27 protein-coding genes and 1 tRNA gene are annotated in these 22524 nt (G+C 54.7%); 11 read left to right on the forward strand and 17 right to left on the reverse strand.

Going from position 1 to position 22524, the window contains the following annotated elements; translation table 11 throughout:
- Positions 1 to 7: 7 nt before the first annotated feature.
- From KIH26_RS15085 to paaK, 3 genes are read left to right on the forward strand one after another with little or no spacing between them, the layout of a single operon-like run.
- Positions 8 to 814, forward strand: coding sequence for an enoyl-CoA hydratase-related protein (locus KIH26_RS15085; protein WP_213446523.1), 807 nt, complete (start codon positions 8 to 10; stop codon positions 812 to 814).
- Between the two features lie 2 nt (positions 815 to 816).
- The gene (gene paaI, locus KIH26_RS15090) at positions 817 to 1245 is read left to right on the forward strand and encodes a hydroxyphenylacetyl-CoA thioesterase PaaI (protein ID WP_213446524.1); all 429 of its coding nucleotides are present in this window, start codon (positions 817 to 819) and stop codon (positions 1243 to 1245) included.
- 60 nt (positions 1246 to 1305) lie between these two features.
- Positions 1306 to 2607, forward strand: a complete 1302-nt coding sequence (paaK, locus tag KIH26_RS15095; RefSeq protein ID WP_213446525.1) for a phenylacetate--CoA ligase PaaK — start codon at positions 1306 to 1308, stop codon at positions 2605 to 2607.
- 57 nt (positions 2608 to 2664) lie between these two features.
- Here the strand turns inward: paaK and KIH26_RS15100 are convergent, their stop codons facing one another.
- The 12 genes from KIH26_RS15100 to rpmF form a co-directional block, all read right to left on the reverse strand.
- A complete protein-coding gene (locus KIH26_RS15100) occupies positions 2665 to 4161 on the reverse strand; it encodes a DegQ family serine endoprotease (protein WP_213446526.1) in 1497 nt (498 codons plus the stop codon).
- Between the two features lie 47 nt (positions 4162 to 4208).
- Positions 4209 to 5279: a MucB/RseB C-terminal domain-containing protein gene (locus KIH26_RS15105; RefSeq protein WP_213446527.1), complete on the reverse strand. Its 1071-nt coding sequence runs from the start codon at positions 5277 to 5279 to the stop codon at positions 4209 to 4211.
- A 14-nt stretch (positions 5280 to 5293) separates the two neighbouring features.
- Positions 5294 to 5881 (reverse strand): sigma-E factor negative regulatory protein, encoded by a 588-nt coding sequence (locus KIH26_RS15110; RefSeq protein ID WP_213446528.1) that lies wholly within the window; start codon positions 5879 to 5881, stop codon positions 5294 to 5296.
- A 33-nt stretch (positions 5882 to 5914) separates the two neighbouring features.
- The gene (locus tag KIH26_RS15115; protein ID WP_213446746.1) at positions 5915 to 6574 is read right to left on the reverse strand and encodes a sigma-70 family RNA polymerase sigma factor; all 660 of its coding nucleotides are present in this window, start codon (positions 6572 to 6574) and stop codon (positions 5915 to 5917) included.
- A gap of 1 nt (position 6575) precedes the next feature.
- Positions 6576 to 7067 (reverse strand): hypothetical protein, encoded by a 492-nt coding sequence (locus KIH26_RS15120; protein ID WP_213446529.1) that lies wholly within the window; start codon positions 7065 to 7067, stop codon positions 6576 to 6578.
- A 44-nt stretch (positions 7068 to 7111) separates the two neighbouring features.
- Positions 7112 to 8356 (reverse strand): beta-ketoacyl-ACP synthase II, encoded by a 1245-nt coding sequence (fabF, locus tag KIH26_RS15125; protein WP_213446530.1) that lies wholly within the window; start codon positions 8354 to 8356, stop codon positions 7112 to 7114.
- Between the two features lie 95 nt (positions 8357 to 8451).
- The gene (gene acpP, locus KIH26_RS15130; RefSeq protein ID WP_213446531.1) at positions 8452 to 8691 is read right to left on the reverse strand and encodes an acyl carrier protein; all 240 of its coding nucleotides are present in this window, start codon (positions 8689 to 8691) and stop codon (positions 8452 to 8454) included.
- Between the two features lie 74 nt (positions 8692 to 8765).
- The gene (fabG, locus tag KIH26_RS15135) at positions 8766 to 9494 is read right to left on the reverse strand and encodes a 3-oxoacyl-ACP reductase FabG (protein WP_213446532.1); all 729 of its coding nucleotides are present in this window, start codon (positions 9492 to 9494) and stop codon (positions 8766 to 8768) included.
- A gap of 211 nt (positions 9495 to 9705) precedes the next feature.
- Positions 9706 to 10644 carry an ACP S-malonyltransferase gene (fabD, locus tag KIH26_RS15140; RefSeq protein ID WP_213446533.1) on the reverse strand — a complete coding sequence of 313 codons (939 nt, stop codon included), beginning with the start codon at positions 10642 to 10644 and terminating at the stop codon, positions 9706 to 9708.
- Between the two features lie 442 nt (positions 10645 to 11086).
- Positions 11087 to 12151 (reverse strand): beta-ketoacyl-ACP synthase III, encoded by a 1065-nt coding sequence (locus tag KIH26_RS15145; protein WP_213446534.1) that lies wholly within the window; start codon positions 12149 to 12151, stop codon positions 11087 to 11089.
- A gap of 218 nt (positions 12152 to 12369) precedes the next feature.
- Positions 12370 to 13452, reverse strand: coding sequence for a phosphate acyltransferase PlsX (gene plsX, locus KIH26_RS15150; protein WP_213446535.1), 1083 nt, complete (start codon positions 13450 to 13452; stop codon positions 12370 to 12372).
- Between the two features lie 183 nt (positions 13453 to 13635).
- Positions 13636 to 13824: a 50S ribosomal protein L32 gene (rpmF, locus tag KIH26_RS15155; RefSeq protein WP_213446536.1), complete on the reverse strand. Its 189-nt coding sequence runs from the start codon at positions 13822 to 13824 to the stop codon at positions 13636 to 13638.
- A 155-nt stretch (positions 13825 to 13979) separates the two neighbouring features.
- On the opposite strand from rpmF, the gene KIH26_RS15160 reads away from it, so the two are divergent.
- Positions 13980 to 14055, forward strand: a tRNA-Arg gene (locus tag KIH26_RS15160).
- A gap of 59 nt (positions 14056 to 14114) precedes the next feature.
- Here the strand turns inward: KIH26_RS15160 and erpA are convergent.
- The 5 genes from erpA to rplM all read right to left on the reverse strand — a co-directional run bounded on the left by erpA (position 14115) and on the right by rplM (position 16606).
- Positions 14115 to 14480 carry an iron-sulfur cluster insertion protein ErpA gene (gene erpA, locus KIH26_RS15165; RefSeq protein WP_213446537.1) on the reverse strand — a complete coding sequence of 122 codons (366 nt, stop codon included), beginning with the start codon at positions 14478 to 14480 and terminating at the stop codon, positions 14115 to 14117.
- 72 nt (positions 14481 to 14552) lie between these two features.
- Positions 14553 to 14945 (reverse strand): bactofilin family protein, encoded by a 393-nt coding sequence (locus tag KIH26_RS15170; RefSeq protein ID WP_213446538.1) that lies wholly within the window; start codon positions 14943 to 14945, stop codon positions 14553 to 14555.
- Positions 14946 to 14964: 19 nt separating this feature from the next.
- On the reverse strand, positions 14965 to 15699 hold the full coding sequence (locus KIH26_RS15175) for a DUF6776 family protein (RefSeq protein WP_213446539.1): 735 nt from the start codon (positions 15697 to 15699) through the stop codon (positions 14965 to 14967).
- A gap of 76 nt (positions 15700 to 15775) precedes the next feature.
- Complete coding sequence (rpsI, locus tag KIH26_RS15180; protein ID WP_213446540.1) at positions 15776 to 16168, reverse strand: 30S ribosomal protein S9; 393 nt, start codon at positions 16166 to 16168, stop codon at positions 15776 to 15778.
- A gap of 9 nt (positions 16169 to 16177) precedes the next feature.
- Positions 16178 to 16606: a 50S ribosomal protein L13 gene (rplM, locus tag KIH26_RS15185; protein ID WP_213446541.1), complete on the reverse strand. Its 429-nt coding sequence runs from the start codon at positions 16604 to 16606 to the stop codon at positions 16178 to 16180.
- Between the two features lie 240 nt (positions 16607 to 16846).
- Between rplM and KIH26_RS15190 the strand changes: the two genes are divergently transcribed.
- From KIH26_RS15190 to paaE, 7 genes are all read left to right on the forward strand, one after another.
- Entirely contained in the window at positions 16847 to 17788 is a 942-nt protein-coding gene (locus KIH26_RS15190) for a 23S rRNA (adenine(2030)-N(6))-methyltransferase RlmJ (RefSeq protein ID WP_213446542.1), read from the forward strand.
- A gap of 62 nt (positions 17789 to 17850) precedes the next feature.
- Positions 17851 to 18432, forward strand: a complete 582-nt coding sequence (locus tag KIH26_RS15195; RefSeq protein ID WP_213446543.1) for a hypothetical protein — start codon at positions 17851 to 17853, stop codon at positions 18430 to 18432.
- 69 nt (positions 18433 to 18501) lie between these two features.
- Entirely contained in the window at positions 18502 to 19527 is a 1026-nt protein-coding gene (gene paaA, locus KIH26_RS15200; protein WP_213446544.1) for a 1,2-phenylacetyl-CoA epoxidase subunit PaaA, read from the forward strand.
- 183 nt (positions 19528 to 19710) lie between these two features.
- On the forward strand, positions 19711 to 19998 hold the full coding sequence (gene paaB, locus KIH26_RS15205) for a 1,2-phenylacetyl-CoA epoxidase subunit PaaB (protein ID WP_213446545.1): 288 nt from the start codon (positions 19711 to 19713) through the stop codon (positions 19996 to 19998).
- Positions 19998 to 20774 carry a 1,2-phenylacetyl-CoA epoxidase subunit PaaC gene (gene paaC, locus KIH26_RS15210; protein WP_213446546.1) on the forward strand — a complete coding sequence of 259 codons (777 nt, stop codon included), beginning with the start codon at positions 19998 to 20000 and terminating at the stop codon, positions 20772 to 20774. The genes paaB and paaC overlap by 1 nt, the downstream gene beginning before the upstream one ends.
- Positions 20774 to 21370, forward strand: a complete 597-nt coding sequence (paaD, locus tag KIH26_RS15215; RefSeq protein ID WP_503005259.1) for a 1,2-phenylacetyl-CoA epoxidase subunit PaaD — start codon at positions 20774 to 20776, stop codon at positions 21368 to 21370. Before paaC ends, paaD begins: the two co-directional genes overlap by 1 nt.
- A 7-nt stretch (positions 21371 to 21377) precedes the next feature.
- On the forward strand, positions 21378 to 22472 hold the full coding sequence (gene paaE, locus KIH26_RS15220; RefSeq protein ID WP_213446548.1) for a 1,2-phenylacetyl-CoA epoxidase subunit PaaE: 1095 nt from the start codon (positions 21378 to 21380) through the stop codon (positions 22470 to 22472).
- The last annotated feature ends 52 nt before the right edge of the window (positions 22473 to 22524 follow it).

Consider the following 22524-nt stretch of genomic DNA (forward strand, 5'->3'; position numbering starts at 1 on the left):
GACAAACATGACAGAACCGACTATCTTGTACGAAGAACGCGAAGCTGGGGATGCCAAGATCGCGCTGATCACTTTCAATCGTCCGGCTGCATTAAACAGCCTCATTCCCGCAATGCATGAAGCCTTTCGTGCGGCTTTGGCGCAGGCCAGCGCCAACCAACAAGTGCGGGCCTGCGTGATCACGGGTGCAGGCCGTGGCTTTTGCGCTGGGGCTGATTTGAGCAGCTTTGATTTCGCGCCTGGCCCTGGCCTCAAAGAACGCGCTAATCCCGGCCCGACGATTGAGGCGAATTTCAACCCTAGCGCACGCGCTGTGATGAATCTTCGTATGCCCACGATTTGCGCTGTGAATGGCGTGGCGGCAGGCGCCGGCGCATCGCTGGTGATGAGCTGCGATATGGCAATTGCTTCGCCAAACGCGAGCTTCATTCAAGCCTTCAGCAAAATTGGCCTGATCCCTGATGCGGGCGGCTCATGGCTGCTCCCCCAGCGCTTAGGGCTCGCACGCGCACTCGGCCTCGCGCTCACGGGCGACAAACTCACTGCAGCGCAAGCCAAAGAATTCGGCATGATTTGGGATGTACAAGACGACGCTCTGGGCGCTGCGCTTGCCTTAGCTGAGAAGCTCGCACAAATGCCAACCAAAGCATTGGTGGAAACAAGGCATCTTCTGCGCAGCGCACACAACCGCTCATTCGATCAACAACTGGACGCTGAGCGAGATATGCAGGGCACGCTGGGCTACACCGACGACTACATCGAAGGCGTGAATGCGTTTTTGCAAAAGCGCGCGCCACAGTTCAAGGGGCAATGAAGATGACAGCGCTTGAATTGGCCACAGCCGTTGGCAAGCAGATGTTTGCCAGCGATACCGCCTCGCGCGAGACCATGGGCATGCAGCTCATCGAATGCAAGCCGGGCTATGCACGCATGAGCATGGAGATCAAAGCCCTGCATCTGAATGGCCACAAGATTTGCCACGGCGGCTTCATCTTCACACTCGCTGATTCCACCTTCGCCTTCGCATGCAACTCGCATAACACCGTCGCAGTTGCTGCAGGCTGCAGCATTGAATTTCTCAGGCCAGGAAGGCTCGGCGATGTGCTCACCTGCGAAGGCATCGAGCAAACACTCTCTGGCCGCCACGGCATCTACGACATGAAAGTGACGAATCAAGAGGGCGAAGTCATCGCTATGTTTCGCGGTAAGTCTGCGCAGATCAAAGGCACAGTCTTGCCAAGTTAAATCTATTCACTATTAATTTGTGAGCACTCCGCGCAGTATCTATGCCGGCGAAAGGCCAAAATGCTTCAAAAAACATCATTTTTATTAGAACCTGTCGAGAAAGCACCCATCGCTGAGCTACGCGCTTTGCAGCTCAAGCGCCTGCAATCCACGCTCGCCCATGCGTACGAAAATTCGCCGGTCTATCGCGCCAAGTTTGATGAAGCTCGCGTCAAACCCAGTGATGTGAAAACACTTGGCTGTTTGAGCAAACTGCCTTTCACCACGAAAAAAGATTTGCGTGATGCCTATCCGTTTGGCATGTTTGCAGTGCCGCGCGAGCAAATCGTACGTATTCATGCGAGCAGCGGCACAACAGGTAAGCCCACCGTCGTTGGCTACACGCAAAACGACATTGATATGTGGAGCAATCTCGTGGCTCGCTCTATCCGAGCAGCAGGCGCGAAGCCGGGCGATCTGGTGCATGTGAGCTACGGCTATGGCCTCTTCACGGGCGGCTTGGGCGCGCATTACGGCGCGGAGAAACTCGGCCTCACCGTGGTGCCTTTCGGTGGCGGGCAGACCGAGCGGCAAGTGCAGCTCATCATGGATTTCAAGCCCACGATCATCATGGTCACACCCAGCTACATGCTCGCGATTGCTGATGAGATGGAGCGCCAAGGCATTGATCCGCGCAAGACGAGCCTGCGCATCGGCATCTTCGGCGCAGAGCCGTGGACGAACGAGATGCGTGCTTCGATTGAAGCGCGCCTGAACATCCAAGCGGTGGACATCTATGGCCTGAGCGAAGTCATGGGCCCCGGTGTGGCCAACGAATGCGTGGAGACCAAAGATGGCCCGACGATTTGGGAAGATCATTTCTATCCCGAGATCATTGATCCAGAAACGGGCGCAGTGCTTCCCGATGGCGAATTCGGCGAACTGGTGTTTACCAGCCTCACCAAAGAAGCCCTGCCCATCATCCGCTACCGCACACGAGACTTAACTCGCCTGCTGCCCGGTACAGCACGCAGTATGCGCCGCATGGAAAAAATCACTGGGCGAAGCGACGACATGATGATCGTGCGTGGCGTGAATGTGTTTCCTTCCCAAATCGAAGAACTGATCTTGAAGCAAGCTGCGCTCAGCGCGCACTACCAATGCATCTTGAGCAAAGACGGTCACATGGATGCACTCACCGTGGCCGTCGAAACCAAACCCGGCTTTGCTATCGAATCAGAATCAGCTCGCGCAGCATCTGCGGCGCTAGCGCACGATATCAAGACTTATATCGGCTCGTCTGCGGCGATTGAATTGCGTGCTGAAGGTGGCGTGGAACGCAGCGCTGGAAAAGCTAAGCGGGTACTGGATTTACGCAAATAGTCTTCGGCCAGAGGCACAGCGTCGAAAGAGGCGGCCTCGGAGCACAAGCAAAAACAATCAACGTGCGCGAATCAATGCAAACTGCGCCATCTCACCGCGACGGAACAACACATTGATCGGCTTGCTGCGGTCAGCCTTAGACAGGGCTGCATCAAACTCAGCCACTGTGTTCACTTCAGTATTCGCGACAGCAACAATCACATCGCCTTCGCGTAAACCAGCCCGCGCAGAAGCTTCTTGAGCCGCCGTGACGCGCACGCCGCCTTTGAGCTTGAGCTCTTTTTTCTGCGCATCGGTAAGCTCAGCTACGGCCAAGCCAACGACTTGACCAGCGCCTGTGGGCTTGGGTGGCTCAGCTGGTGCGGCAGCTTTCTTCACTGGCGTCTCTGCAGGGATTTCCACCACAGTCACAGCCAGATCGCGGCTTGCGCCACGCCGGAAGACGGTGATGGTGCTCTTGGTGCCAGGCTTGGTCGCGCCCACGAGGCGAGGCAGATCGGTGGAGCGTTCAATTGTTTTGCCATCAAACTTGGTGATGATGTCGCCAGCCTCTACGCCACCTTTGGCTGCAGGCGCATCGGCTTCTACTGAGCGCACCAATGCGCCGGCAGGCTTGGGCAGGCCAATCGACTCAGCCACTTCTTTCGTCACCTCACCAATCTGCACGCCGATTCGGCTGCGCACCACGCGGCCATTGGTGCGCAGCTGCTCACTCACACGCACGGCTTCGTCGATGGGAATCGCAAACGAAATACCTTGGAAGCCGCCGGAGCGGGAATAGATTTGGCTGTTGATGCCGATCACTTCGCCGCGCATATTCAGGAGCGGGCCACCGGAATTGCCGGGGTTGATGGCCACATCGGTTTGGATGAAGGGGAGGAAATCGCCTGTCTCGCGCGCTTTCGCGCTCACGATGCCAGCGGTCACAGAGTTATCCAAGCCAAAAGGTGAGCCAATGGCCATCACCCATTCGCCAACACGCACGCGGTTGGAATCGCCGATTTTCACGACTGGCAGACCTGTGGCTTCGACCTTGATCACAGCCACATCGGTACGCTTGTCTGCGCCGATGATTTTTGCTTTGAGCTCGCGCTTGTCAGTGAGCGTGACGATCACTTCGTCAGCACCATCGACCACGTGCGCATTCGTCATGATGAAGCCATCGGCAGACAAGATGAAACCAGAGCCCACGCCGCGCGGCACTTCACGCTCTTCTTGCGGGGCATTGTTGCGTGGCGGTGTGTTGCCACGCGGACCACCGGGCACGCGATCGCCGAAGAAGCGACGGAAAAATTCCTGCATCTCTTCATCCATGCCTTCGAGATTGCCGCCGCCAGAGCGAGAAGACACCTTGGCCAGCGTACGAATGTTCACCACGCTGGGGCCTGTGGCTTCTGCAAGTTCCGCAAAGTCAGGCAGGCCGCGCACAGCAGCTGCCGATTGGGCTTGTGCGCTTTGGCTCGGCAAGAGCGTGAGGCCAAACACCATGGATGAGCCGAAAGCGAATGCCACAGCAGTAGATTGCAGATGCTTGAGAAGAGGATGAGTTTTCATGAGGCTTGCCAAAAAAAGAATGACAACGAATGATGAGATGGATGAGTTTACTTTTTGCGCTCAAGTGCAGCTGCAAAATTGCGCAAGGTTTGCGGCGGTACTTCGCCCACAGCAGTGAGGAAATGCTCGTTCATACGGCGAAACAAAGAATGCGTCGCGCCGGCGCTTGCCAAGCCCTCTTGCGTGTGGCGTGTTTTATCAAAGGCTTCCAAGAAAAGCGAGACGGTGGCCAAACCATCGGAGAACACCCACTGGACCGTGCCATCACCGCTGACCAAACCAGACTGCGCCGAGCCGCGCTTATGGCAACTCACGCTCTTGAAGCCAGGCACGGGCGTTTTCAGATTCCAACCTTCAGCGGATGCAGTCGTTTTAACCACATCGGCCTGCTCGACGCGCCAACCCTCGGCGGGCTTCATCATGCTTTTGAGCTTATCGGCTTTCACCGGAGCATCAAGCTGAAGCTCCGAAAAAGCGGCCTGCTCCACAATCGTGCCGCTGGCATCCAAGGTCTGCAGTTTGAGCACGAGTGCACTCTTGCGCTCTGTCCAGATGCGGTAGCCATAGCGCAGCCCATCACGTGGGTTGAGCACCACCACATCAGCATCCAGGCCAGCTATGCGCTCTGATCCTAAGGATTTCACGGTGTAGAAATCTGGAATCTGATTCGCGCCGGGTTTAAGCAAATCGGAAAAACTCGCGCCAGCTCCAAGACCTTCGCGCTTTTCCATCCGCACTAATTTCGTCTCGGGCATGAAGGTCACGAGTTTGTCGTCTTTGCGGATCGAGCTGCGCGGCGCGCCGGTGAGAGATTCGATGCGCTCAATTTGACTGGCGCCATCACATGCATGCCAAATGCGGGCACTGCTCATGCCATCGCGGGAAGATTGCACCAGCGTGCCAATGTAGGAACGCTTTTTCATCGAGGCCTCGTGCATGCGCACCAACCATTCGTTGACCGAAATCGCCCCATCGCCCGTCGGCACAGGTGCTGCAACGGGCACTTGGGTCTGCGCAAACGCTGCCGCAAGGCATCCGCTCATTGCTATAAAAATCAGAGCATTCCGCGCAGATTCATAGCCGACTAGCATCGGATTTTTCTTCAAATACTGCATCATGATGACACCGCTACTCAAGGACGCTGTGCTGCCAAGGAAACGCTGCGCAATGATCCCGCCGGCTGCTGCAGGGCAGAAACACCACCAAACTGCTTGTGCGCAGCGAGCAATTCATCCAAACGAGGATCACGAATCATCGTCACTTCTTGACCCGCGATTTGAGAGCCCACCGTGATCAAACCTTGGCTCGCGGGGCTAACTGCTGGCGCGACTTGTTGATTGGCCATGACAGCGCCTTGTGGCATGCCAGCCTTTTCACCTACCGCGCCGAGCAAGCCCCAAACCAACGAACCGACGGCTGCCAACGCAGCAAATCCTGCGACCATCTTCCAGCGGAAAACGCCATCGTTGGCGGCTTCTTGCTGAGGCTGCAGAGTTTGCGGTACTTCAATCTTTGATAGGGCTGGCTGCGTCACGGCATAGCCTTGCTGCTCGCGCAACACTTGGCTTATCACGCTCATGCTGCGCCACTGCTGCATGATGCTTTCATCATTCAAGCTGGCTTTCACTAGCGCAGCCGCTTGAGCGGCGTCCAGCTGGCCGTCATGCAGTGCAGACAGCTGCTCTTGCTGGGACATGGGTTCAGATACTACGTACTTCATGATCGAATTCCAAAAATCACTTGACTTCAACTTCTACCAGCGCTTGCCGGTTTGTCGCTCAAGCATGGGCTTGATACGCACTGAGATTGCTTCCCTGGCACGGAAGATGCGCGAGCGCACCGTACCAATCGGGCAATCCATGGCTTCGCTGATATCTTCATAGGAGAGGCCTTCCATTTCTCTGAGTACCAAAGCGCGACGCAGTTCCTCAGGTAATGCCTCTAAAGCTTCGTTCACAGCTGCAGCAATTTCCTGAGCAGCGTAGGCGGCCTCGGGTGTATCCACTTCACCGCCACCGTTCATCAGAGCTTCGGCGAGAGGATTTTCCTCATCGTCGCTGCCGGATGAGAGGCTCGATTCGCTGATCACTGGGTTCTTGCGGACGGCCACCAAATGCTTTTTGGCCGTATTGATGGCGATGCGGTAGAGCCAAGTGTAAAACTGCGATTCACCCCGAAAGCCCGCCATGGCACGCCAAGCTTTGAGAAAACTCTCCTGCACCACATCTTGCATCGCGCCTTCATCGCGCACCATGCGAGAAATCATGCGCTCGAGCTTTTTGCGGTATTTGATGAAGAGCAGCTCAAAAGCGCGCTCGCCTTCTCGCCCGCCCGCTTTGGCAATTTCTACCAGGGCCTGATCTGGGTCTGGCTGCTGCACTGGGTTGGCGCTGACTGCGCTGACGGCATCCATCTCAGGCGACCACAGCTTCATCAGCAGACCCCATCGGTGAATGGACAGCACGACGCAGCTTGCTCCAAGCCCCAGCATGTGCCGGCGCTTGAGCTGCGTGATCTAGATGCCTCGCTTCGAGATGGAACCACTGTGTTGTTGTGTGAAAAAGCCTGTTATTCGCTGAATGAGCTCGAAAGCTCACCAACATGTAGGCTTGCAGATCAATATGCAGGCCTAAAGTTCCCGGTATTTCGCGCTGATCCTGCAAGTGATGCCATTGGCCTTGGGCGTAATGCAAGCTGCCGCGCGGCTTTTTCCAAGCGTCGTGAAGGAGCCAACCACTGGCACCTGCGGCGAGCGCCAGATAAGCCATGATTTTTAAGGAAAAATGGCCATTTGCCGGTATGAATACTGCGCAAGATGCTATCAATATGAGAGTGATCAGCAGCGCAAATGCGCGATACGCCCAACTCGCGCTGGGCGTGAACGTGAGGGCGGGCGGGTAGCGCATGGTTTGCTCCGCGCTGTGAACTGTGTGCTGAGTAGGGGCTCAGATCAAACGCGCTTGAAAACCAAAGCGCCGTTCGTGCCGCCAAAACCAAAATTGTTTTTCAGCGCCACTTTGATCTCTTTCTTCCGAGCGGTATTCGCACAGTAATCCAAATCGCATTCAGGATCTTGGTTTTGGATATTGATCGTGGGCGGAATGGTTTGGTGATGCATGGCGAGCACGGTAAACACGCTCTCCAAGCCGCCCGCGCCGCCCAGCAAATGGCCGGTCGCGCCCTTGGTGGAGCTCACCACGATGTTTTTGGCATGATCACCCAGCGCCGCCTTGATCGCGTTGGATTCGTTGATATCGCCCAGGGGTGTGGATGTGCCGTGCGCGTTCACATAATCTACATCGCTGGGCTTCAAATCCGCATTGGCCAACGCCGAAAGCATCGCGCGGCGCGGGCCATCCATATTTGGCGCGGTCATGTGACCAGCATCGGCGCTCATGCCAAAGCCGGCGATCTCCGCATAAATCTTTGCGCCGCGTGCTTTAGCGTGCTCGTATTCTTCGATCACCATCACACCCGCACCTTCGCCAAGCACGAAGCCATCGCGGTCTTTGTCCCAGGGGCGGGAGGCAGTGGCGGGATCGTCGTTGCGGGTGGACAACGCGCGCATCGCAGCAAATCCGCCGATACCCAGAGGCGAGACTGTGCTCTCCGCACCGCCGCAGACCATGACATCGGCATCGCCATACTCAATCATGCGAGCCGACACGCCAATGGCATGCAGGCCGGTGGTGCACGCGGTCACAACGGCAATATTTGGCCCCTTGAAACCGTATTTCATGCTCACGTGGCCAGAAATCATGTTGATGATGCTGGCAGGCACGAAAAATGGCGTCACGCGGCGCGGGCCACGAGTGGTCAGCTCGGTATGCGTCTCTTCAATCAAAGGCAAACCGCCGATACCCGAGCCGATGTTCACACCGATGCGCACGGATTGTTCGTCGCTCAAGGCATCATTCGTCGCAAGGCCCGCATCTTTCACCGCCTGCACTGCAGCGGCAATGCCGTAGTGAATAAAGGTATCCATCGTGCGGGCTTCTTTGGAGCTCATGTACTCCTCCACATTGAAGCCCTTGACTTCGCCCGCGATCTTGCAGGAAAAAGCACTCGCATCGAATTTGGTGATGGCGGTAATGCCCGATTGCCCGGCCACCAGTGCATTCCAAGCGGACTCCACCGTGTTACCCACTGGGCTGATGCAGCCCAAACCTGTGATGACGACGCGACGTTTGCTCATAAACAACCCGAAAAATCTTCCATCTCAAATGAAAAAGGGCAGGTAGCCTCGCAGCTACCAGCCCCTACACAACCAGCTTCTTAAGCAAGATGCGTTTAAGCCTTCTTGTGCGAAGTGGCGTAGTCAATCGCTGCGCCCACCGTGGTGATCTTCTCAGCATCCTCATCAGGGATTTCGATGCCGAACTCATCTTCCAAGGCCATCACCAATTCCACCGTGTCCAGCGAATCAGCGCCCAAGTCGGCTACGAAAGCCTTCTCTGGCGAGACTTGCGACTCTTCCACACCGAGTTGCTCGGCAATGATTTTTTTGACACGTGCTTCAATATCACTCATAAGTCCCTCTAAGGGTTGTTGAAAACCTGATGATTCTACCCGCTTAGAGCGTCAACTCTAAGGCCGGTCACTGTTTACATGTACATGCCGCCATTCACATGGATTTCTTGTCCTGTGATGTAGCCGGCTCGCGGACTGGCCACGAAAGCAACGGCATGGGCGATATCGGCAGGTTTGCCCAAATGCCCAAGCGCGATTTGGCTGAGCAAGGCTTTTTGCTGCTCTTCGGGCAAGCTGGCGGTCATATCCGTTTCGATGAAGCCGGGAGCAATGCAGTTCACGGTGATGTTGCGTGAGCCCAGCTCGCGCGCCAGCGCGCGCGTCATGCCCGCAAGGCCGGCTTTGGCCGCCGCGTAATTCGCTTGGCCGGGGTTGCCTGATGCGCCCACCACCGAAGTGATATTGATGATGCGGCCATAGCGCTGCTTCATCATCGGGCGAATCACAGCGCGGGAGAGGCGGAAGACGGCTTTGAGATTCGTGTCCATCACGGCATCCCAATCCTCATCCTTCATGCGCATGGCGAGCGTATCGCGCGTGATGCCTGCGTTGTTGACCAGCACATGCAGGCCGCCGCGCTCTTTGACGATTTGTTCAATGAGTGCATCGGTGGCGGCAGCGTCGGTCACGTTCAGCACCACACCGTGAATACCAGCGGCAGTGATCTTCGCTGCGCCTTCTGCGCTCGTGGCCGTGCCAATCACCGTCATGCCAGCGGCTTTCAATTCTTGTGCAATTGCAGCGCCAATGCCGCGCGTGGCACCGGTGACGAGGGCGATTTGTTGTTCTGTCGGTGTAGTCATGATGGCTCTCTGCTTAGGTTGTTGGTTTATTGAAGGATAAAGAAAAATTTCCGGACGCAAAGGGCGCAAAAGTTGCGCAAAAGACGCAAAAAAGAAATACAAAAAGAATTAGGAATGCACTGAATAATTTTTGATTTATTTGAATCTTATTTTCGGTATTTTCTGCGTCTTTTGCGCAACCTTTGCGCCCTTTGCGTCCGGCTGTTGGATTTCAGACTAAGAGCGCCTTCGCCTCAACCAAAGAAGCCGGATCAAACACCGCGCCACTCACGATTTCAGCATCAATGCGTTTGCACATCCCCGCCAGCACCTTGCCCGGCCCGCATTCGATCACGGTGTTCACGCCACGCGCTTTGATCGCAGCAATGCACTCCACCCAGCGCACCGGGCCGAAGGCTTGGCGATAAAGCGCGTCTTTGATTCTTGCAGCATCAGTCTCGACCGCCACATCAATATTGTTCACCACCGGAATTTGCGGCGCATTGAAAGTCAGTGTCGCCAATTTCTCACGTAGCTTCTCAGCCGCCGGCTTCATCAAGCTCGAATGAAAAGGCGCAGACACAGGCAGCGGCAAGCAGCGCTTCGCGCCCTTGGCCTTGAGCAATTCGCTCGCCTTCTCCACACCCGCCTTGCTGCCCGCAATCACCGTCTGCGCCGGATCGTTGAAATTCACCGCTTCCACCACTTCGCCGCTAGCCGCAGCAGCTTCCGCACAACCCGCAATCACATCCGCCGCACTCATCCCGAGCACAGCCGCCATCGCCCCCGTGCCCACCGGCACAGCCTCTTGCATCGCCGCCGCACGCAGGCGCACGGTTTGCACCGCATCTTTGAGTGTCAACACGCTAGATGCCACCAACGCCGAATACTCGCCCAGCGAATGCCCCGCCACCACAGACGGCACAACGCCGCCCTCAGCCAGCCAAGCCCGATAAGCCGCCACACCCGCCACCAACATCACAGGCTGCGTATTCGTCGTCAAAGCCAGCGCCTCCTTCGGCCCTTCTTTAATCAACTGAGCCACATCCTCGCCCAGCGCCTCTGAGCTTTCCTGCAGCACAGATATGACTGCGGGGTGATCACCCCAAGCGTCCAACATACCCACAGCCTGAGAGCCTTGGCCGGGAAAAACAAATGCAAATTTCTTCATTTCAATGATTCAGATTGATTATTCGGTACAGCAAAGTATTTGACAATTTCTTCAGACGAGACCATCGTGATAAGTATGACAATAGGTACTAAAGCGAAAGCCAAAAATAGAAACGAGGTCATTTGAAATGCTGCCCATACTATTGACGCAATGTGAATAAAGTTAAGGATCATGAATGCGCTCTTTGCATCTCGATTACCGCTCCAAGTCTTCACACATACGATTGGAACTGTAATTACCCCAGCCACAAACATTACGGTCATCGTCAAGGTCGCCCCAATGGGGTTTGAATGGTTCCAAGCTTCGTCAAACTTGAGAAACATTAACCAATTCTGAAGAAGGTAAAGCGGACTCGACCCCCACATCAAAAAAGTGAGGCACAAGAGACCCCAAATGCTGACTACAATTTTTAAAGGTAGTGGTGGCGGACGTTTTATTTCGTTCATAGCTCTAGCAGAACCGCACCCCAAGTAAACCCACCACCCACGCCTTCAAGCATCAGCGTTTCACCTTTCTTGATCTGCCCGCTGCGCACACCGTGATCAAGCGCTAAGGGGATTGACGCGGCTGAGGTGTTGCCATGATCAGCAACGGTGACGATGACTTTGCTTTCCGGGAGTTTGAGCTTTTTGGCTGTGCCGAGCATGATGCGGATGTTGGCTTGGTGGGGGATGAGCCAGTCGATATCGGCTTCTGTCTTGCCCGCTTTGGCCAATACTGAGCGGGCGACGTCTGCGAGCACGCCGACGGCGAGTTTGAAAACGGCTTGGCCGTCCATTTTGAGCGTCGGGTCGCCCAAGATCTGGCCGCCGCTCACTGTGCCGGGGGTGCAGAGCACGCCGACATGCTTGCCATCGGCATGCAGCTCGCTGGCCAAGAGGCCGGGTTCGCTGGAGGCTTCTAAAACGACGGCGCCTGCGCCATCGCCAAAGAGCACGCAGGTGGTACGGTCTTTGAAATCGAGGATGCGGCTGAAGACTTCTGTGCCCACGACCAAGGCGCATTTGGCTGCGCCGGTTTTGATCATCGCGTCAGCCACGGTGAGCGCATAGACGAAGCCGCTGCATACGGCTTGCACATCGAAGGCCGGGCAACCAGCAATACTTTTATCCGCTATTGATTTAGTAGCATTCTGCGCAGATTCCATGCCGTCAATCGTGCTCTTTTGCTCATAAAACTGGCCTAATTTATGCTGCAAGATGGCTGCCGTGGAAGGGAACACCATATCCGGCGTAGAAGTGGCGCAGATGATCAGATCCACATCACCAGCCACTTTTCCCGCAGCTTGCAGCGCGCTCACGCAGGCGGGTAACGCGAGATCGCTGGCCGATTGATCGGCTGCTGCGAAGTGGCGATTGCGAATGCCGGTGCGCTCGACGATCCATTCGTCAGAGGTTTCGATGCCATCTTTTGCCAGCAAAGTGGCCAAATCGGCGTTGCTGAGCTTGTTGGTTGGCAGGTAGCTGCCTGTGCCGGTGATGCGGGAATAGATCAAAGCGCTTGTCATGGCCTAGAGTTTGCCATGCTTTTTTATACTCAACGGCTAGCCAAACGACGAAGAGAAATACCGGACGCAAAGGGCGCAAAAGTTGCGCAAAAGACGCAAAAAAGAAAAACCAAATTAGAAATAGTGTGGTTGCTTTGGCCTGCAGTTTTTTAACAGGGCTTTCGGTATTTTTCGCGTCTTTTGCGTAATTTTTGCGTCTTTTGCGTTCTTATCTTAAATCAGCCTGCGACCTCAGATGCATTCGAAGCAGCAGCCAAAACTGGTGCAGCATGAGAAATTCGGGTTTTGAGTTTGTCGAGCAAACCGTGACTCGCTGCCTCATAAGCTTTTGTCAAAGCCGCCTCGAAAGCCAGAGCATCTGCCGAGCCATGGCTTTTGAAGACCAAGCCGCGCAACCCCAAAAGCGCTGCACCGTTGTAACGACGGTGATCAACGCGATCTTTAAACGCATTTAGCACCGAATAAGCACCGATAGCGGCAGTTTTTGTGAAAATGCTGCGAGAAAACTCATCTTTGAGAAACTGACCGATCATTTTGGCCAAGCCTTCGCTGGCCTTGAGTGCTACGTTACCCACAAAACCGTCGCACACCACGATATCCGTGACGCCGGTGTAAATATCATTGCCTTCGACGTTGCCATAAAAATTCAAATCACCGTTTTTAGCGGCAGATCGCAGTAATTCGCCGGTTTTTTTGATGATTTCATTGCCTTTGATGACTTCTTCGCCGATATTGAGCAGACCAACCGATGGGTTTTCGTCATTGTTGAGCACCGAAACCAAGGCCGAGCCCATGATGGCGAACTGGAACAAGTGCTCGGGCTGGCAATCCACATTGGCACCCAGATCGAGCACGGTGGTGCTGCGGCCTTTGATATTGGGCATTTGGGTGGCAATGGCTGGGCGGTCAATGCCGTCGAGCGTTTTGAGCACATAGCGGGCAATCGCCATCAAAGCGCCGGTATTGCCAGCCGAGACTGCTGCTTGCGCAGCGCCCTCTTTCACCTGCGCAATGGCCACGCGCATAGAAGAATCTTTCTTCTTGCGCAGCGCCACTTCCAAAGGATCGTCCATGGTGACAACCTCGCTGGCAGCAACGTGCTTGGCGCGCGGATGCGCCAAATCTTTCAGCGCCTCGGGCAGACCGACCAGGAGCAAACGAGCTTGTGGATGGCTTTCCAAAAACGCGCGGCAAGCGGGTAATGTGGAAGCCACGCCATGATCGCCGCCCATGCAATCCACGGCCAAAGTAATGGCCAGTTGCGTTTCATTGGAGGCGGATAGGGGCGTTGTCTCGCTCATAGATGAGAGTTTAGTTCACTATTATTTTAATAGCACTCCGCGCAGTATATACGCCGGCGAAATGCTTAAAACACTTAAAAATACCAAGAAAACCATGCAAAAAGCCCGACGCTCTCGCAAAAGAGCAGCGGGCTTTGGCTTTGACCTGCAATGAGCACAGCCAAACAGCTGCGCTAATGGCAATTACTCAGCAGCGACTTGCTTAGGCTTGATCACCTGACGGCCACGGTACATGCCGTTGGCGCTGATATGGTGACGCAGACCGGCTTCGCCGGAGTCTTTGTCGGTAACCACGTTCGCGGCCACGAGGGCATTGTGTGAACGGTGCATGCCGCGCTTGGACGGCGATTTTTTATTCTGTTGAACGGCCATGATGGGCTCCTAGAATTTGGGGTTCGCTGACTTTGTGCATCAGCGCAAAAGGGTATTCGGGCTTGCTGCATAAGGTATGGCAAATGCAGCAAAGCCTTAAATTATAACAGTTTCCAGCCGCATGCCAGCTACAATCAAGACTGTTCTCCCTATGCGCGGCTGTAGCTCAGTGGATAGAGTATTGGCCTCCGAAGCCAAGGGTCGTGGGTTCGATCCCCGCCAGCCGCGCCACCCCTCCGAAAACAAAAAACCGCTGAATTCAGCGGTTTTTTCATTGGAGAGAAGGGAATTCAGGTCGAAAACGAGGAGCCGCAGCCGCAAGTCGTCGTGGCATTCGGATTCTTGATCACGAACTGCGCACCTTGCAGGTCTTCTTTGTAGTCAATTTCTGCGCCAACCAAATACTGGTAACTCATCGCGTCCACCAAGAGTTGCACGCCGTTTTTATGCAACACGGTGTCGTCGTCATTGGTGATTTCGTCGAATGTGAAGCCGTATTGGAAGCCGGAGCAGCCACCACCCTGCACGAAGACGCGTAGCTTGAGATCGGGATTGCCCTCTTCGGCAATGAGATCAGCCACTTTCACAGCGGCGCTCTCGGTGAAGATGATGGGAGAGGGCATCTCGGTTTGGATGTTTTCGGCAACTGCGCTCATAGCGGCTCCTTGAAATTCAATACTTGAGTGAAATACTAACCTATTGGCAGAAAACCTGCTGATCCCAGTGCTTTAACCGTTGTTAGCGGCCAGCTTGAGCGCAGGCTTTTCGCCAGGAATCATTGGCTTTAACTGACCAGAGATGACGGCGCCTTGGTGCATTTCAAGCGCTTTGTAGCTCACATCGCCTTCGATCTGCGCCTTAGGCTGCAGCTCCAGCAGCTCAAATGCATGCACATGACCGATGATTTTGCCGTTGATGATGACGTGGTCGGAATACACATCGCCTTCGATCACAGCGCTTTCGCCAATGACGATGAGGCTATCGCTGTCTTCATTAGCGCGGATATTGCCCACTACATTGCCATCGACACGCATACCGTCGGTGAATTTGAGATTGCCCTGAATTTGCGTGCCTTTGTCGATCAGGCTGCGCACGGGGGGTTGTTTTTTCTTGCCAAACATTTTGTACTGCTCCAACGAGTTATATCTTCAAGGTCTGCACAGCGCGAGTAGCTGAGCCCTCGGTCACTTTTGCGGACACCTGTTTTACCACGACTTGCGGGGGCAAGTCGATCACGTTTTCCAGACGTCGGTATTGCGTGAATTGCAGAGCCTGCGCAGAGCCGCCCACCACTTGCGTCCAAGGTTTGCCGCCTGCGCCTGTACCGGGCATGCCACCTTGTAGACCGGAGAGCGTGATTTCCAGCTTGCCGTTGAATGCTGGCGCATTCTTGGTGGGCTGAATCACCAACACTTGCCATTTGAGCTGCGTGCCTGCGTTCAACGGCTCTGCTTGCAAGCCACGAATGGCCACGCCTTCATTGCCGCCCGTGGGGATGAGTTTTTCAAAGAAGCCGAGATCATCACGCAACGCGCGGTTTTCTGCCTCGAGCCTTTTCACCTGCTCAATGATTTTTTCTTGCGCGGCTTTTTCCGCAGTGAGTAAGCTGCCGGAGGTATTCAATACAGATTGCGCTTTATCACGCTGATCGCGTAATTGCACAACTTCCGTACGCAACTTAGCCAGCTCTTCTTTGGCATTGTCATCAATACCCGCTAGATCCTTGCCCAGCTCGAAGGCCCACAAACCAATGGCTGCGCAAAATCCGAGCATCACAGCGACTAAAGCCCAGCGCAATGGCCAAGGCATGGCCGAGCGAATCGCCATGCTGGGCGCGCTGATCGTGAGGCGGCGGCGGAGGAGTCGAAAACGCATGAGGGATAAGAATGTACTGCAAAAGGACAAAACCGCCGAACCTTGCGATTCGGCGGTCTGTTTGCAAGCGTAAAAATTAACGCTTGGAGAACTGCTTGCGGCGACGAGCGCTACGCAAACCGACCTTCTTACGCTCAACTTCACGCGCATCACGCGTCACGAAGCCAGCTTGGGAGAGTGCAGGCTTGAGCGTTGCATCGTAGTCAATCAGAGCGCGGGTGATGCCGTGACGGGCTGCACCGGCTTGGCCGGATTCGCCACCACCGTTGACGTTGATTTGAATATCAAACGTCTCAGCGTGGTTGGTCAAAAGCAGGGGTTGCTTGGCGATCATGATCGAGGTTTGACGGCCGAAATATTCAGCGATGTCTTTGCCATTGATCGAAATCTTGCCAGAGCCTTTTTTCAGAAACACGCGGGCGACGCTGCTTTTGCGACGGCCGGTGCCATTGTTCCATTCACCAATCATGTCGGCTCCTTAAATGTCAAGAACTTTAGGCTGCTGGGCGCTGTGCGGATGTTCGCCACCAGCATAGACCTTGAGCTTTTTGATCATGGCGTAACCCAGAGGGCCTTTGGGCAGCATGCCCTTGACAGCCTTCTCCAAGGCGCGGCCAGGGTGCTTGGCTTGCATGTCCTTGAACTTGGTGGCATAGATGCCGCCAGGATGACCGCTGTGGCGGTAGTAAATTTTTTGATCGGCTTTGTTGCCGGTCACGCGGATTTTGTCTGCGTTAACGACGACGATGAAGTCACCAGTATCGACGTGAGGCGTATAAATGGCCTTGTGTTTGCCGCGTAAACGGAGAGCTGCTTCGCTGGCAATTCTTCCGAGGACCTTGTTGGTCGCGTCAATCACAAACCACTCGTGTACGACCTCAGCGGGTTTTGCGCTGAAAGTGCTCATGAGTTTTCTCTTCTATAGTGAGATGGTTTGAACCGCCTTTTCCACGGTCGGTGCTCTTCTGTTGAGAGCCTCTTAGGTGGGTATTAAATCAACCGAGGACTGACCGCACCGCAGGGGCGGGCAAGCAGGCGCTCGGTGTATCTAGCTCTACCGCGGGCGGATGAACGCTGCAGAGCCCTAAATTATATGCCAAATCAAGGACTTAGCGCAAGTTGCCCTTAGAGGAGTTACCATCAGGGCATGTTCTCCTACCGCCACGCCTTCCATGCCGGCAACCATGCCGATGTGCTTAAACATTTGACTTTGGTGGCTATGCTGAAGTATTTGACTGACAAAGATTCTGCTTTGACGGTGATTGATACGCATGCCGGAGCGGGGCTGTATCGTCTCGATGGCGATATGGCTCGCACAAGCGCGGAGGCGACTCAGGGTGTGCAGAAGCTGTTTTTAGGCTCGGATTTAGAGCAAAAACAGCCCCTAGCACAGATAAATACTGCGCAAGCAGCTATTAAATCCGTAGCGTCCGCTTTGCAAGACTATCTGGATGCTCTAGCTAGCTTTAACTCTAATGCAACGGGGCAGCGCGTCTATCCCGGTTCGCCACTGATCATTCATAGTCTGCTGCGCCCTGAGGCTGACAAACTCAAGCTGTTTGAGCTACACCCCACGGATTACCGGAGCTTAAGTGGCCATGTGAAGCAGCTGGATGCGGGGCGGATGGTCACTGTGGATTGCGCCAACGGCTTTGAAAAGCTCAAGACTTTGCTGCCACCGCCGAACAAACGCGCTTTGGTGTTGATAGATCCGAGCTACGAAATGAAGAGCGATTACGGGCAAGTGAGCGCCTGCATACAAGATGCTTTGCTGCGTTTTCCTACTGGCTGCTATGCGGTTTGGTATCCGATCATTCCGCGCCCTGAAGCGCACAGTTTGCCCAAAAAGCTCAAGACGATGGCTGTGCAGGCCAAACGCACTTGGCTGCAAGCCACGCTCAATATTGGCCAAGAGCCACCGCGCCATGCGCCGGGCGAGAAGCCGAGCAAACTGGTCGGCCTGCGGGCGAGCGGCATGTTCATCATCAATCCGCCGCATACTTTGAAAGCAGCTTTGCAGGAAGCGCTGCCACAGGTGGTGGCGCAATTGGGGCGTGGGCGGGGTAAGGGGTTTACGCTGATGAATTAATCCATCTTTCTTGCATTCTGTGTTGAATAATATATTTACTTACATAGTATTGCGGAGGGCATATGATTTCATCTCGTTCTATTTCGTCCACAAAGCTGGCACTCGCTTGCGCAGCTGCACTCATCCTCAGTGCCTGCGGCGGCGGGGGTAGCGATAGCAGCACGACGACCTACAACCCCACTCAAGTCACACTCGCCTCATCGGCGGGCGATTTGAACAAGTATTTAGGTCGCTGGTCTACGGGCTGTGGATTCACATTTATCGCAGGCTCTAGCGCAAAGTCTGGGCTTGGCGGTTACCAATTTGCGACTCCAGTGAGTGCCACGGTCATCCCTGGTACGGTGACAGTCACTTTGTATTCCTCCACAAATTGCACGGGTACGCCAGTGAGTTCGGGTAGCAACCCAATGACAACAACTTTTGTTTCTAGTACCAATCCGGTTGCCACCTCGAACTCTCGGAGCAGTTCTGTGATCTTTTCTGGCAACGCTGATCGGTTGACGATTCAGGAATACAACAGAACGACCGGCGCATTGGTGGGCACAGCTCGCACCCAATACGCGGCTTTTTCTGCCAACTTTACCGAGCTTCGGATCGAGAACACCTCAACTTTCTCTCAATTTGATTCGGTATTGAAGAAATAAGCCGCATCAATTAACCAACCATGCGGTTGGTTAATTGATATACTTGGGCAATTCACAAGGAGTTGCCCGATGTACACCCAAGCGCTCGATCTTCCTCAAAGCACTGACACCAAACCGACATTAAAAGCCGTGGCCGCACCGCTTTCCGAGCGCGAGCAGGCGTTGCAAACCGCGTTTGACAAAAAGATTAATGCAGACGGCAAGATCGAGCCGCAAGATTGGATGCCTTCGGCTTATCGCAAAACGCTCGTGCGCCAGATCAGCCAGCATGCGCACAGCGAGATCATTGGCATGCAGCCGGAGGGCAACTGGATCTCACGCGCGCCTTCGCTCAAGCGCAAAGCGATTTTGCTAGCCAAGGTGCAGGATGAAGGCGGGCATGGGCTTTATCTTTATTCAGCGGGCGAGACGCTGGGCACTTCGCGCGACGAAATGCTCGATGCGCTGCACACCGGCAAAGCGAAATACAGCTCGATCTTCAATTACCCCACGCTCACCTGGGCAGACACGGGCGTGATCGGCTGGCTGGTGGATGGCGCAGCGATCATGAATCAGGTGCCAATCTGCCGCTGCTCCTATGGCCCGTATGCGCGCGCGATGATTCGCATTTGCAAAGAAGAAAGTTTCCATCAGCGCCAAGGCTATGAATCGCTGATGCAGCTCATGAAGGGCACGCCCGCTCAGCGCGAGATGGTGCAAGACGCGGTGAACCGCTGGTGGTGGCCATCGATTGCGATGTTTGGCCCGCCGGATGCGAATTCGCCCAACAGCGAGCAGAGCATGCGCTGGGGGATCAAGCGTTTATCGAATGACGAGCTGCGGCAAAAGTTTATTGATGCGACGGTGAAGCAGGCGGAGATTTTGGGCGTGACTTTGCCTGATCCAGATTTGAAATGGAACGAAGCGCGGCAATCTTATGACTATGGCCAGATTGATTGGGATGACTTCTGGAACGTGGTCAATGGCAACGGGCCATGCAACAAAGAGCGCTTGGCAACGCGCGTGAACGCACATGAGAATGGCGCTTGGGTGCGCGAGGCGGCTTTGGCTTATGCAGCGAAGAAACGCGCTCGCGAATTGGCTGTGGCGGCTTGAGTTTTAGGCGCGCCAACAATAGAACGCAAAAAGCGCAGAAGTACGCAAAAGACGCAGAAAAATCCGATTAAGTAAAACGTCAATTTCACCGTCTACCCAACATCAACTTCTGAATTTAATTTTTGCGACTTTTGCGTACTTCTGCGTCTTTTGCGTTCTCCTCTTTGAATACCAATCATCCTTATGACAACACAAGAACTCCCCCTCTTTGAAGTCTTCATCCGTTCCAAACAAGGACTCGAACATAAGCATTGCGGCAGCTTGCATGCATCCGATGCACAGCAAGCTTTGCAGATGGCGCGGGATGTTTACACGCGGCGGATGGAAGGTGTGAGCATTTGGGTGATCCCGTCGAATCAGATCACTGCTAGCCAGCCTGACGATAAAGACGAAATGTTTGAGCCGGCGAGCGACAAGATTTATCGGCATCCAACGTTTTACGATATTCCAGATGAAGTGGGGCACATGTAATGTCAGCCACTTACCTACTCCATCTCGCCGACAACGCCCTCATCCTCGGCCAGCGCAATGCCGAATGGTGCGGCCATGGGCCTGTGCTGGAAGAAGATATTGCCATGGCGAATATTGGCTTGGATTGCATTGGCCAAGCGCGTATGCTGTATCAACACGCTGCTGGGTTGATTGGCGGAGAGACGACTGAAGACACCCTCGCCTATTTTCGCAGCGCGTCTGAATTCAGAAACTACACACTGCTTGAGCTGCCGCATCAAACCGCCTTCGCGCCTTCAGCCAACGTGCCTCGCGATTACAGCATCACCATCACGCGCAATTTTCTCTACAGCACGCTCATGAATTTAGTGTGGCCCGCACTGCAAGCTTCCAAAGACGATCAGCTAGCAGCAATTGCTGCGAAGTCGAGCAAAGAAGTGCGCTACCACCTACGCCACTCTACAGATTGGATGCTGCGCTTAGGCGATGGCACGGCACTCTCGCATAACAAGATGCAAGCGGCACTCGATTATTTGATGCCATACACGCAAGAGTTTTTCACCACGGCTGCGTTTGAAAACGAAGCCTTGCGAAGCGGTATCGGCATCAGTGTGGCGAATCTCAAAGACGAATGGCAAAGCCGCGTAGCAACTGTAGTTACTGAAGCGACGCTACAAATGAGCCCTGCTACAGGCCACCTCACGCGCGGCAAAGAAGGCCTGCATTCCGAGCACCTGAGCTATCTGCTCGCAGAAATGCAAAGCCTTGCGCGCGAGCATCCGGGAGCGGTTTGGTGATATCGCCCGAGAAGTTGCAGGGTATCGTCGATCGCGCCCGCGTGCTCGCCGCCAGCGTGCCCGATCCTGAAATCCCTGTGATCACGATTGAAGAGCTAGGCATCTTGCGCGATGTGCAGGCTGTGCCCTTCGGCGAAGCCACTGCCGATGGCCAGCAAGGCTATTTGGTGGAGATCACCATAACACCCACCTACAGCGGCTGCCCCGCCATGGATCAGATTCGCGACGACATCTTGAATGAGATGGATGCTGAAGACATTCCTGCTCGCATCAAAACCAGCCTCGCGCCTGCATGGACGACTGATTGGATGAGCGATGCAGCCAAACTCAAGCTGCGCGAATACGGCATTGCGCCACCACAGCATTTAAGCAATGAGTACGGCAATGCCAATGCGATTCAATTTGCTCCTAAATCAATAGCAGCCCGCGCAATGAGTACAAAGGCAAACGGTGCTTTTTCATCAAAAACCATCATCTGCCCCCATTGCAGCAGCGATAACACCACAGAGACCAGCCACTTCGCCTCCACTGCCTGCAAAGCGCTCTACAAATGCCTCGATTGCTTGGAGCCGTTTGATTATTTCAAACCCTATTGACTGCCTCATGTCAACACCTCATTTCCATTCTCTCGTCGTCAAACGTATCGACGCGCTCACCGCAGATGCTGCGCAAATCACCTTCGCCATTCCGCCAAATTTGCGCGATGCGTTTGAATTCAAAAGTGGCCAGTTCCTCACGCTGCGCGCACAGGTAAACGGTGAATCGGTGCGCCGCAGTTATTCGATTTGCTCCACGCCTTCAATGCTTGCGCACTCGCAAGAAATTTCTGTCGGTATCAAGCGGGTTGAAGGCGGTGCGTTCAGCACTTGGGCAACCACGCAATTGCAAACAGGCAACGAGATCGATGTGATGCCCCCCGATGGCCGCTTCATCGTTAAAAAGCCAGATGCCAAGATGCGCCTTGGCATCGCAGCTGGCAGCGGCATCACGCCCATCCTCTCCATCGCAGCGCACACACTTGCCAGCGAGTCCAGCAGCCGCTTCACACTCGTGTATGGCAATCAGCGAACGAACACGATCATGTTTGGCGAAGCCCTACAAGATTTGAAAGACCGCTATCCCGGCCGCTTGCAACTCATTCACATCCTCTCGCGCCAAGCCACTGAATTGCCACTCAGCCATGGCCGCATTGATGCTGAAAAAATCAAAGAACTCACAAGCAACCTGATTGATCCAAAGGCAATCGACGAAGCTTTTATCTGCGGCCCTGAAGCAATGATTGAAGCTCTTGAGCCTGCACTGCAAACCGCTGGCATCACCAAAGACCGCATTCACAGCGAGCGCTTCATCTCCGCGCACACTACAAAAACGATAGCACTTCGCGCAGTATCTACGCCGGCGAACGGCCAAAAAGCCTTGAAATACAGCCTAGAAGTCATCCTCGACGGTAAAACCAATGCCATGCAGATGGGCGATGAAAATACTGTGCTCGACGTAGCGCTAGAAGCTGGCCTGGATCTCCCCTACGCCTGCAAAGGCGGTGTCTGCTGCACCTGCCGCGCCAAAGTGATCGAAGGCAAAGTGAGCATGGATAAGAACTACACGCTCGAGCAATGGGAAATCGACAAAGGCTTCGTGCTCACCTGCCAAGCGCGCTGCCAGACACAACGCGTGGTGGTGAGCTTTGATGAGCGATAAATGACAGTTTGATGATGAAGCTGACACACAGTCGTCACGCTCTCGTCACTCC

Source organism: Variovorax sp. PCZ-1 (assembly GCF_018413605.1).
Taxonomy (GTDB): domain Bacteria; phylum Pseudomonadota; class Gammaproteobacteria; order Burkholderiales; family Burkholderiaceae_C; genus JANMDU01.

Excerpts from the sequence above, each read along its gene's own strand:
- fabG (WP_213446532.1), bottom strand. The coding sequence starts at position 9,494 with ATGACTACACCGACAGAACAACAAATCGCCCTCGTCACCGGTGCCACG.
- erpA (WP_213446537.1), bottom strand. The coding sequence starts at position 14,480 with ATGAGCGCAGTTGCCGAAAACATCCAAACCGAGATGCCCTCTCCCATC.
- KIH26_RS15170 (WP_213446538.1), bottom strand. The coding sequence starts at position 14,945 with ATGTTTGGCAAGAAAAAACAACCCCCCGTGCGCAGCCTGATCGACAAA.
- acpP (WP_213446531.1), bottom strand. The coding sequence starts at position 8,691 with ATGAGTGATATTGAAGCACGTGTCAAAAAAATCATTGCCGAGCAACTC.
- plsX (WP_213446535.1), bottom strand. The coding sequence starts at position 13,452 with ATGAGCGAGACAACGCCCCTATCCGCCTCCAATGAAACGCAACTGGCC.
- KIH26_RS15100 (WP_213446526.1), bottom strand. The coding sequence starts at position 4,161 with ATGAAAACTCATCCTCTTCTCAAGCATCTGCAATCTACTGCTGTGGCA.
- KIH26_RS15085 (WP_213446523.1), top strand. The coding sequence starts at position 8 with ATGACAGAACCGACTATCTTGTACGAAGAACGCGAAGCTGGGGATGCC.
- KIH26_RS15195 (WP_213446543.1), top strand. The coding sequence starts at position 17,851 with ATGATTTCATCTCGTTCTATTTCGTCCACAAAGCTGGCACTCGCTTGC.
- rpmF (WP_213446536.1), bottom strand. The coding sequence starts at position 13,824 with ATGGCCGTTCAACAGAATAAAAAATCGCCGTCCAAGCGCGGCATGCAC.
- KIH26_RS15145 (WP_213446534.1), bottom strand. The coding sequence starts at position 12,151 with ATGACAAGCGCTTTGATCTATTCCCGCATCACCGGCACAGGCAGCTAC.
- paaE (WP_213446548.1), top strand. The coding sequence starts at position 21,378 with ATGTCAACACCTCATTTCCATTCTCTCGTCGTCAAACGTATCGACGCG.
- rpsI (WP_213446540.1), bottom strand. The coding sequence starts at position 16,168 with ATGATTGGTGAATGGAACAATGGCACCGGCCGTCGCAAAAGCAGCGTC.
- KIH26_RS15110 (WP_213446528.1), bottom strand. The coding sequence starts at position 5,881 with ATGAAGTACGTAGTATCTGAACCCATGTCCCAGCAAGAGCAGCTGTCT.
- KIH26_RS15115 (WP_213446746.1), bottom strand. The coding sequence starts at position 6,574 with ATGGATGCCGTCAGCGCAGTCAGCGCCAACCCAGTGCAGCAGCCAGAC.
- paaI (WP_213446524.1), top strand. The coding sequence starts at position 817 with ATGACAGCGCTTGAATTGGCCACAGCCGTTGGCAAGCAGATGTTTGCC.
- KIH26_RS15190 (WP_213446542.1), top strand. The coding sequence starts at position 16,847 with ATGTTCTCCTACCGCCACGCCTTCCATGCCGGCAACCATGCCGATGTG.
- rplM (WP_213446541.1), bottom strand. The coding sequence starts at position 16,606 with ATGAGCACTTTCAGCGCAAAACCCGCTGAGGTCGTACACGAGTGGTTT.
- paaA (WP_213446544.1), top strand. The coding sequence starts at position 18,502 with ATGTACACCCAAGCGCTCGATCTTCCTCAAAGCACTGACACCAAACCG.
- paaB (WP_213446545.1), top strand. The coding sequence starts at position 19,711 with ATGACAACACAAGAACTCCCCCTCTTTGAAGTCTTCATCCGTTCCAAA.
- KIH26_RS15175 (WP_213446539.1), bottom strand. The coding sequence starts at position 15,699 with ATGCGTTTTCGACTCCTCCGCCGCCGCCTCACGATCAGCGCGCCCAGC.
- fabF (WP_213446530.1), bottom strand. The coding sequence starts at position 8,356 with ATGAGCAAACGTCGCGTCGTCATCACAGGTTTGGGCTGCATCAGCCCA.
- paaK (WP_213446525.1), top strand. The coding sequence starts at position 1,306 with ATGCTTCAAAAAACATCATTTTTATTAGAACCTGTCGAGAAAGCACCC.
- fabD (WP_213446533.1), bottom strand. The coding sequence starts at position 10,644 with ATGAAGAAATTTGCATTTGTTTTTCCCGGCCAAGGCTCTCAGGCTGTG.
- KIH26_RS15120 (WP_213446529.1), bottom strand. The coding sequence starts at position 7,067 with ATGCGCTACCCGCCCGCCCTCACGTTCACGCCCAGCGCGAGTTGGGCG.
- KIH26_RS15105 (WP_213446527.1), bottom strand. The coding sequence starts at position 5,279 with ATGATGCAGTATTTGAAGAAAAATCCGATGCTAGTCGGCTATGAATCT.
- paaC (WP_213446546.1), top strand. The coding sequence starts at position 19,998 with ATGTCAGCCACTTACCTACTCCATCTCGCCGACAACGCCCTCATCCTC.